Source organism: Enorma burkinafasonensis (genome assembly GCF_902150035.1).
Taxonomy (GTDB): domain Bacteria; phylum Actinomycetota; class Coriobacteriia; order Coriobacteriales; family Coriobacteriaceae; genus Enorma; species Enorma burkinafasonensis.
Genome location: NZ_LR597539.1, coordinates 1 through 3,007 on the forward strand (window position 1 = coordinate 1; position 3,007 = coordinate 3,007).

General features: G+C 64.5%; 4 protein-coding genes. All 4 read right to left on the reverse strand.

Going from position 1 to position 3,007, the window contains the following annotated elements; translation table 11 throughout:
• Positions 1-361: 361 nt before the first annotated feature.
• Positions 362-1,090, reverse strand: a complete 729-nt coding sequence (gene nagB / locus FS885_RS09745) for a glucosamine-6-phosphate deaminase (protein WP_144744835.1) — start codon at positions 1,088-1,090, stop codon at positions 362-364.
• Positions 1,091-1,150: 60 nt separating this feature from the next.
• Positions 1,151-1,648, reverse strand: a complete 498-nt coding sequence (locus FS885_RS09750) for a PTS sugar transporter subunit IIA (protein WP_144744836.1) — start codon at positions 1,646-1,648, stop codon at positions 1,151-1,153.
• A gap of 264 nt (positions 1,649-1,912) precedes the next feature.
• Entirely contained in the window at positions 1,913-2,308 is a 396-nt protein-coding gene (gene rpsI, locus FS885_RS09755) for a 30S ribosomal protein S9 (RefSeq protein WP_144744837.1), read from the reverse strand.
• A gap of 3 nt (positions 2,309-2,311) precedes the next feature.
• Positions 2,312-2,755, reverse strand: coding sequence for a 50S ribosomal protein L13 (gene rplM / locus FS885_RS09760; RefSeq protein ID WP_144744838.1), 444 nt, complete (start codon positions 2,753-2,755; stop codon positions 2,312-2,314).
• Positions 2,756-3,007 lie beyond the last annotated feature (252 nt).

A 3,007-nucleotide genomic window follows, 5' to 3' on the forward strand; every position in this document is an offset into this window, starting at 1 on the left:
GCTGCTGGACGCCTACGGCGTGGAGGACGTGCCGCTCGGCGATCTCGACCTGACGCCGGGGCTCATCGAGAGGGCGCGCGCAGAGAGGGGCGATGCCCCGCTGGCCTAGCCTAGGAGAAAAACGGAATAGACGGACCGACCGTCCGGCTGAGTCTGGGAAGAGGTGCCGGGCGGCGGGCGGAGCATGGCCACCGGACCCATCGAAACACATCTCCACCATTCCTTCAACTGGGAAAATGCCGCCCCCGGGGCCCGGATAGGACCTCGGGGGCGTTCGGTTAACTGCGGGAGCGTGCCGTCAGCTCAATGTGTTCGGTTGGGATCGGAAATCAACCGGCAGCACAAATCTTGCAGCGGGGCGCTACTTGCAGAGCGCGAGCGCCTCCTCGTCGGCGACGACGACCACGTTGGGGTGCAGCTGCAGGATGGAGGCGGGGCACTGGGGCGTGACGGGGCCGAAGCACATGTCGTGCACGGCCTGGGCCTTGTTCTCGCCGTTGGCGGCAACGACCACCATGCGGGCGTTCATGATCGTCTGGGTGCCCATGGTGTAGGCCTGGCGCGGGACGTCCTCCTCGCGCTCGAAGAGGCGGGCGTTGGCCTCGATGGTGCTCTGGGTCAGGTCGACGCAGTGCGTGCCCTTGGAGAAGACCTCGTCGGGCTCGTTGAAGCCGATGTGGCCGTTGCGGCCGATGCCGAGCAGCTGCAAGTCGCAGTAGCCGGCCTCCTCGACCATGCGGTCGTACTCGCTGCAGGCGGCGTCGGCGTCCGGGTTGGAGCCGTCGGGCACGTGCACGTTCGCCGGGTCGATGTTGATGTGGTTGAAGAGCTGGTCGTTCATGAAGAAGTGGTAGCTCTGCGGGTCGTCGTGGGTGAGACCGCGGTACTCGTCCAGGTTGTAGGAGCGGACCTGCGAGAAGTCGAGGTCGCCGTTCTCATAGGCCTTGATGAGCTGCTGGTAGGTGCCGATGGGCGTGGTGCCCGTCGCGAGGCCGAGGATGGTCGTGGGCTTCAAGATGACCTGGGCGGCGATCAGGTTCGCGACCTTCCGGCTCATATCGTCATAGTCGCGTGCGCGTACGATCTTCATTCTGGGTTCCTTCCTTCGGTACCTTCCCACGGCCAAGCGACCGTCTTACCCAACTATCCCTCATCGCTCCCGCGCGGTGAGGAGCCTCTCGAGCTCGGAGACCGTGTCGCCCACGTTTCCCTTGATGCTCGAGTACTCGACCGAGTTGCAGATGAGAATGGGGGCGGTGATATCGTAACCCTCCGAGCGGATCGCGTCACGGTCGAACTCGATGAGCACGTCGCCCCGCTTGACGGAGTCGCCCTCGGCGGCGCGCACCTTGAAGTGCCGGCCGTCGAGCTTGTAGGTATCAAGGCCCACGTGGATGAGCACGTCGAGGCCGTCGTCGGTATGGAGCGCCACGGCGTGCCCGGTCGGGAAGATCGCCTTGACCTTCGCATCGGAGGGCGCGACCACCTTGTCGCCCGTGGGCTCGATCGCCACGCCGTCACCCAGCGAACCCGAGGCGAACGTGGGGTCGTTCACCTCGGACAGGGGGATGACCTTGCCGGCGAGCGGCGAGAGCAAGACGTTGCGGCGCTCGTGGAATCCCAAAGAATGTAAGAACGATTTGAACATGATCTCCCTTGGCTAGACGATGCACGTCCCACAGGTGCGATCGGTATGTCTATCCTACCGCAAAACGGCGCGGTGGGCATCCGGGGGGCGCATGGCGCCCATGCGGGCCCTCCGCCTGCGCCAGGACCCCTCATGCGTACCGGATCCCCCGTCGCGCAGGGCGTCCGCTGCGCCCGCACGACCTGCGCGGCGCACAAAAAACGGGGTCTGCCATGGGTGGCAAACCCCGTTTGCACGCGAGGTGGCGGGTAGTCCCGCGAAACCTTAGCGCTTGGAGAACTGAGGCGCACGACGGGCCTTCTTGAGGCCGTACTTCTTGCGCTCGACCACGCGGGCGTCGCGGGTCAGGTAGCCGGCCTTCTTGAGGTCGGCGCGGTAGTCACCGGCGTTGAGCAGCGCGCGGGCGATGCCCAGGCGGAGCGCTCCGGCCTGGCCGGAGATGCCGCCGCCGTCGCACAGCGCGATGACGTCGAAGGAACCGAGGGTATCGGTCGCCTTGAAGGGGGCAAGCGCGCCGTCGAGGAGCTGCTGACGGCCGAAGTACTCGGCAGCATCGCGCTTGTTGACGGTCACCTTGCCGGTACCGGGAACGAGACGGACACGGGCCACGGCGTTCTTGCGGCGCCCGGTGCCCTGGTAGACAACGGTGTTCTCAGCCATAGCTTATGCCTCCAACTCGATCTTGACGGGGTTCTGCGCCGCATGCGGATGCTCCGGGCCGGCGTAGATCTTGAGCTTGCCGAGCTGCTGGCGGCCGAGGGTGGTCTTGGGCAGCATGCCGCGGACGGCACGACGGATGACCTCCTCGGGGTGCTTCTCCATCGCCGTGCGGAAGCTCTCAGCCTTGAGACCGCCGTTGTAACCGCTGTGGCGATAGTAGGTCTTGTGATCCGCCTTGTTGCCGGTAAGCTGGACCTTATCGGCATTGATGACGATCACGAAGTCGCCGCAGTCGGAGTTGGGGGTGAACTGGGGCTTGTTCTTGCCGCGCAGGATCATGGCGATCTGCGTGGCCAGACGGCCCAGCACCTTACCCTCGGCATCGATGAGGACCCAGTTGCGGGCAACCTCACCCTGCTTGGCGTAGTGAGTCGACTTTGAAATCACTTCGAACTCCTCCAATAAAACGTGTCGTAACAGAGATTCACGGGGCTCTGCAAATGACCGTAGAAGTATACCGCATCTAGCTGCGCGGTCAACGGGATTTCGCAGAGTTTCCGCATCCCTTCGCAGCGCCTTGATTATCAACTTTATCCGAACACCTCCCACATTCATCCGCACATGTGCGGATGAATGTGGGAACCCGATACCCTGAGGGCCGGATCGGCCGGCCCCGGGAGATCGGAGGACGGCATGTCC